Source organism: Halorubrum sp. CBA1125, assembly GCF_009742825.1.
In the GTDB taxonomy this organism is placed as follows: domain Archaea; phylum Halobacteriota; class Halobacteria; order Halobacteriales; family Haloferacaceae; genus Halorubrum.
In genome coordinates this window covers 1-5,889 of sequence record NZ_WPCE01000178.1, presented here as the reverse complement: position 1 = coordinate 5,889, position 5,889 = coordinate 1, and the positions used below count along the sequence as shown (strand labels likewise).

Sequence of the window (5,889 nt, the reverse complement as noted above, 5' to 3'; positions counted from 1 at the left end):
GTGAGCGGGCGCGACAGCGCACGCGAGTCCGAGCGCGAGGGACGCGGCGACCGAAGGGAGCCGCGAGGCTGGGGAGGTATGAGGTGCGGGAGTGCTGTGCGAGGCGAGTCCTCCATCAAAACCTCTCCCCTAGCGAGCGATGTCGTCAGATCGGGCGAAAGAGGGAGGGGTTGGCTACAGCCGGTCGTCTTCGAGGCTGCCCGGATCCTCTGCGGTGTCGAACATGTTGTTCTCGGCGCCGTCGAGCATCTCGTCGCGGGGGTCGTCGTCGACGACGCTCACGTTGTACGCCTCGATACCGGAGGCGATGAGGTCCTCTGCGGCCTGTTCCTCGGAGACGAACTCCTGTTCGGCGAGCTGCTGGAACTCCGCGTACACGTCGTCCGAGAGGTTCAGTTCGAAGGTTGGCATGTCTCCCCGTTCCGGCCGGACACTTTTAAGCGTTCCTTCGCCCGAAGGCGGCGAGACGCCGCCACACTCCAACTCGCGACGGCACAACGGCCTTGAGCGTGGGGCGCGTACCGTCGGTATGGGCGAGACCGACGCGGGCGATCCGGGTGATCCGAGCGACCTAACCGACGACCCGAGCGATCTGACCGACGAGGAGTGGCGCGAGCGGTTGACCGCAGAGGAGTACCGGGTGCTCCGCGAGGGCGGCACGGAGGCGCGGTTCTCCGGCGAGTACGTCGACCACGACGCCGACGGAACGTACCGCTGTGCCGCCTGTGGCGCGGCGCTCTTCAACGCCGAGACGAAGTACCACTCCGGCTGCGGCTGGCCCGCCTTCTACGCCGCCGAGGACGACGCGGTGACGACCCGCCCCGACACGAGCCACGGGATGCGCCGCACGGAGGTCCGGTGTGGGAACTGCGACTCGCACCTCGGACACGTGTTCGACGACGGCCCCGATCCCACCGGGAAGCGGTTCTGTATCAACTCCGTCGCGATGGAGTTCGACGGGGAATAACGCGGTTCCGATCCGAGGACGCCTGCCCCATCCGTCGCAGAACGGCAGCGAGACGACGGAGACCGTCACGACCCCCCGACCGTCGCGGCCGCCCCCGAGTACGCCGAGGGAGTCAACTCGACCGCGGCGCGAGGTTCGCTTCGATCCCCGAGAGAAACTCCTCGCCTTCCTCGTCTTCAGGCCGTCTGCCAGCGGTCCGCGACGAACGCCTCGATCCGGTCGGTCGCCTCCTTCAGCTCGCGCATCGAGGTGGCGTACGAGACGCGGAGGTGTCTCTCGCCGCCGGCCCCGAAGACGGATCCCGGCACGACCGCGACGCCCTGCGCCTCCAGCAGCTCCTCGGCGAAGGCCTCGTCGTCGCCGCCGCAGTCGGGGAACGCGTAGAACGCCCCGCCCGGCTCGAACGTGTCGAGGCCCATCTCGTTGAACCGCGAGACCACGAACCGCCGCCGGCGGTTGTACTCCTCGACCATCTCGCGAACCTCGGCGTCGCAGCGGTCGAGCGCCTCAATCGCGGCGTACTGCGGCGTCGTCGGCGCCGACAGCATCGTGTACTGGTGGATCCGGTTCATCGCGTCGATCGCCTTCGCGGGGCCGAGCGCGTACCCGAGCCGCAGTCCGGTCATCGCGTACGCCTTCGAGAACCCGTTGACGACGACGGTCCGCTCCCGCATTCCCGGCTGCGTGGCGATGGACGTGTGGTCGCGGCCGTAGGTGAGCGCGGCGTAGATCTCGTCGGCGATCACCCGGAGGTCGTTCTCGCGACAGAACGCCGCCACCTCGGCGAACTCCGCCTCGGTCATCGTCGCGCCCGTCGGGTTGTTCGGGTAACAGAGGACGAGCAGGTCGGCGTCCCCGGCGCCCGCAGACGCCAACGCCTCGCGGGTCAACGCGAAGTCGTCCTCGGGGCGCGTCGGGACGGCGAGCGGATCGCCGCCCGCGAGCTCCACGCCGGGACCGTACGAGATGTAGGTCGGCTCGTGGATCGCGACGGTGTCGCCGGGGTCGACGAGCGCGCGGAACGCGAGGTCGACGGCCTCGCTCGCGCCGGTGGTGACGAGCACCTCTTCGGCGGGGTCGTACGCCTGGTCGTACCGCTCGTGGTGGACGGCGATCCGTTCGCGGAGGGCCGCCATCCCGCGGTTGGACGTGTACGAGGTCTTTCCCCGCTCCAGCGAGTCGATCGCGGCGTTCCGGGCCGTCCACGGCGCGGAGAAGTCGGGCTCGCCGACCCCCAGCGAGATGACGTCGTCGCGCGCCTCCGCGAGCTCGAAGAACTTCCGGATCCCCGACTCGGGGAGGTCGCGCGCGCGGTCCGACAGCCTCATGGCGACACGGAGAGGCGGTCGTCGTCGTCGCCGTCGGCGAACCGGACGCCGCCGTCCTTGTACGTCTCCATGATGTAGTGGGTCACCGTCTGGGTGACCTCGGGCATGGGCGCGACCTGCTCGGAGATGAACTCCGAGACGTCCTGCATCGTCTCGCCGAGCACCTCGACCGCGAAGTCGTAATCGCCGGAGACGAGGTGCAACGCGTCGACGGCCGGGAACTTCGCGATCCGGTCGGCGACCTCCTCGTACCCCGTCTCGCGGTCGAGTTCGACGTTGATCTCGACGATCGCGCGGATCATCCCGTCCTCGGCGCGGTCCCAGTCGACGACCGCCTGGTAGCCGTGGACGACGCCGTCCGCCTCGAGCGACGCGATCGCCTCCGCTACCGCGTCCGCGTCGAGGCCCGTCTGGGCCGCGATGTCGTCGATGTCCTCGCGAGCGTTCCGCGCCAACACGTCGAGTACCTCGCGCTCGGCGTCCATACGTCACGATCAGTCGGGGACGGTTTATGAGTAGCGACGTGTGCAAGACGGACGATCGCTCGACCGGCGATGGGCCGCGGAAGGCCCTGCAGCTGTCGACGTGTTCGCGGTTATTCACGATCGGATCGAGGCAGCTTCGACCGCAGCCTCACTCCGACCGATCGAACCGCTTCCGGTAGAGCGCCCGTCGCTCGCGGAAGACGACGGCGGCGAACTGCGGCGGTTGGTCGACCGCGACCGTCGTCTCGTCGCCGGCGGTCACCTCGCCGTCGGCGGCGTCCCACGGCTGCACCCCGTCGCTTCCCGGCTCGACGACGACACCGACGTCGTCGGCGTCGAGCGCGTCGCCGCCGGTGTGAGTGAAGGTGACGACGCCGCTGTTCCCGGCTTCGCCGCCGCTTTCTCCATCTGAATCGGTCTCTTGGCTCGCCGCACTTTCCTGGCTCGCCGTGCCCTCCCGGCTCGTCGCACCTTCCTGGCTCCCCGATCCCTCCCGGCTCGCTGTACGCTCCTCGCCTGTGTCGGCCTCCCCGCCTGCGCCGTCCTCTCCGCCCGTGTTTCCGTCTGCGTCTCCGTCGCCGCCTGCGTCCGCGGATCCGGACTCCGGCTCGTAGGTCACCTCGAAGGTCGCCTCGGGCGCGATGACGTGCTCCGTCACGGTCTGCGTCTCCGCGGGCGCGGTCCACTCGACGGTGACCGTCGAGCCCGGCGACGGGTCGCCGATCGGGACCGTCTCGCCGCCGGTCAACCGGTCGTACTCGTCGTCGGGCTGGACGGCCGCCGGCTCGCCGTCGACGAGGACCCGGAACTCCGCCGGGTCGCGGCGAACCTCGCCGACGTACCGCGCCACGGTTTCGCCGTCGGCGCTGTCTCGGTCGGTGTCGGAGCCGTCGTCGTCGCCTCCGGTGGCGCTCGGCCCCTCGCCTCTCCCCTCGTCGACGACGAACCCGCGCCGGGGCGACGCCGGGAAGTGAGCGACGGAACTGGAGGCCGCCCCGTTCTCGAACTCGGTGTACACGCTCACGATCACGGTCTCGTCGAGCCCGACGTCCTCGACGGTGACCGCGTCGCCGGTCGTCAGTTCGTCGTACGCCTCGGCGAACCGGGAGTCGCGCTCGCCGGGCGACCGGGGCTCGCCGCGGCCGCTCACCGAAACGCGCAGCCGGTCGGGGTCGACCGGGCGCTCGCCGGTGTACTCGACGGTCATCGCCTCGGCGTCGACGTCGTAGGTCGCCGCCATCGCGTCGCGAGCGGTCGTGGTCCCGCCGAGGTGGTGATCGCGTTCCTCGCCGACCCACACGAGCCGGACGCGCGAGAGCGGCGGTACGGGCGCGGTGAACGCGTCGTCGGGGCCGAACTCGTCAAGCTCGTCTTCCGGCTGGACCTCGGCCGGCTCGCGGTCGACCTGGAGTTCGAGCTCCGAGGCGGGGAGCGTCCGGCCGCCGCGGTGGCGCACCTCAACCTCACCGGCCTCCGCGTCGTACTCGATCGACGCGTGCGTGTTCGGGACGACCTCGCGCTCGGCGACGACGACCGGATCGTCCGGCTCGTGCCACTGGACCGCGACCGTGCTCCCGAGCGGCAGTTGGCCGAGGACGACCTCCTCGCCGCCCGTGAGCGAGTCGTACTCGTCGGCGAACTGCGTCTCGGCGGGCTCGCCGTCGACGAGGATCCGGAACTCTTCCGGGTCGCGGGGCTCGTCGCCGTCGGGGTCTCCGGCACCGCCGTACCGGACGGTCGTCCCCTCCTCGGCGCGCGAGTGGACCCAGACGTGCGGCGGCGACGCCCGGTAGTGGACGAGCGAGCCCGCCGAGACGCCGGGCGGCGTCTCGACGTCGAACTCCAGCATCACGGTGTCGCGGACGGCGACGTCCTCGACGCTGACGGACGCGCCCGGAGTCAGGGTCCCGTCGGTGAACGACTCCCCGACCGTCCGGACGCCGTCTTCGCCGCGGTGAACCAGCCGGAGGTCGCTCGCGTCCGCCTCGTCGGGACCCTCGTAGGTGAGCTCGACCGTCCCGGCATCGAGATCGGACTCGAACGAGAACGCCTCGCGGTCGACCCGTTCGCGGCCGTACACGTAGTAGGCGTTCTCGTCGGCGTCGAACCACCGCACCGCGACGGTCGCGACACGGCCCGCGTCGAGGACGGTCTCGTCGCCCTCGGCGAACGCGCTCGCCCCGTCGAGAACGGCGTCGCTCACCTCCGCGCCGTCGTGCCACACCTCGAACTCGTCGGCGGGGATCGGCTCGCCGCCCGCGTGTTCGATCGTCACCGTCGCCGACTCGCGGTCGTACGTCGAGCGCACCCGTGCGTCCGGGGCCGCCTCGCGGTCGTACTCCGGCGGCGCCTCGACGACGGCGTCCGCGACCACCACGCCGTCCGTCCGACTCGTCTCGATCTCGACGGGAACGCCCGGGTCGATCTCGCGGACGAGCCGATCGACGACGTCGCCGAGCGCCTCGTCGTCGACGTCGTCCGCGACACGAATCACGTACCGGTTCTCGACGGTGTCGTCGATCCCCCGGAGATCCTCGGGCGGCACCGCGAGCCCGACGGCGAACCCGTCGACCGCCTGGGGAACGGTCGGCCCGGGCAGCCCTCCCGCCGATCCGGGGACGAGGAGCACCGTCTCGGCGTCGCCGAGCCGGGGGAGCGCCGCCGCGGCCAGCGTCGACTCGGCCAGTCGGTCGACCTCGCCGGCGGCCGCGCGGCCGGCGGTGCGGGCGGTCTCGACGCGCGTCTCTCGGTCGGCCGCGGTCGCGGTCGCGGCCACCCCGTCGGCGGTGACGAACGCGGCGTCGCCGTCGTCGGCGAGCCGCCAGCCCGCGGGAAGGTCGGCGGCCGCCCCGGTCCCGGTGTCGTTCCCCGCGGCGTCCCCCGTCGCGGAGTCGTTTCCGGCTCCGCTCCCGTTCGCCCCGTCTCCCTCGGCGACTGCGACCGTCTCGCCGCGATCGAGCCGGTCGAACGAGCCCGCCGCGACCACCAGTCGGCGGTCGCGGTCGGTCGGCGTGACCGCGACGACGGCCGACAGCTCGTCGGGGTCGACGTCGAGCGCCTCGGTCGCCGTCCGCGCTCTGTAGCTCAGCTCCTCGGCGTCGGCCGCGTC

The 5,889-nt window shown here is 71.5% G+C and carries 5 protein-coding genes; 1 reads left to right on the top strand and 4 read right to left on the bottom strand.

Annotation, left to right across the window (positions count from 1 at the left end):
• Positions 1–174 precede the first annotated feature (174 nt).
• Entirely contained in the window at positions 175–411 is a 237-nt protein-coding gene (locus GJ633_RS13210; RefSeq protein ID WP_144920601.1) for a hypothetical protein, read from the bottom strand.
• Positions 412–529: 118 nt separating this feature from the next.
• Between GJ633_RS13210 and msrB the strand changes: the two genes are divergently transcribed.
• Positions 530–967, top strand: coding sequence for a peptide-methionine (R)-S-oxide reductase MsrB (gene msrB, locus GJ633_RS13205; RefSeq protein WP_156589194.1), 438 nt, complete (start codon positions 530–532; stop codon positions 965–967).
• Positions 968–1,143: 176 nt separating this feature from the next.
• On the opposite strand, the gene GJ633_RS13200 is transcribed toward msrB, so the two are convergent.
• From GJ633_RS13200 to GJ633_RS17260, 3 genes are all read right to left on the bottom strand, one after another.
• Positions 1,144–2,295, bottom strand: a complete 1,152-nt coding sequence (locus tag GJ633_RS13200) for a pyridoxal phosphate-dependent aminotransferase (protein ID WP_156589193.1) — start codon at positions 2,293–2,295, stop codon at positions 1,144–1,146.
• Positions 2,292–2,780 carry an Lrp/AsnC family transcriptional regulator gene (locus GJ633_RS13195; RefSeq protein WP_156589192.1) on the bottom strand — a complete coding sequence of 163 codons (489 nt, stop codon included), beginning with the start codon at positions 2,778–2,780 and terminating at the stop codon, positions 2,292–2,294. Before GJ633_RS13195 ends, GJ633_RS13200 begins: the two co-directional genes overlap by 4 nt.
• 148 nt (positions 2,781–2,928) lie before the next feature.
• Positions 2,929–5,889: hypothetical protein (locus GJ633_RS17260; protein WP_197431340.1), on the bottom strand; the 2,961-nt coding region annotated here is incomplete at its 5' end.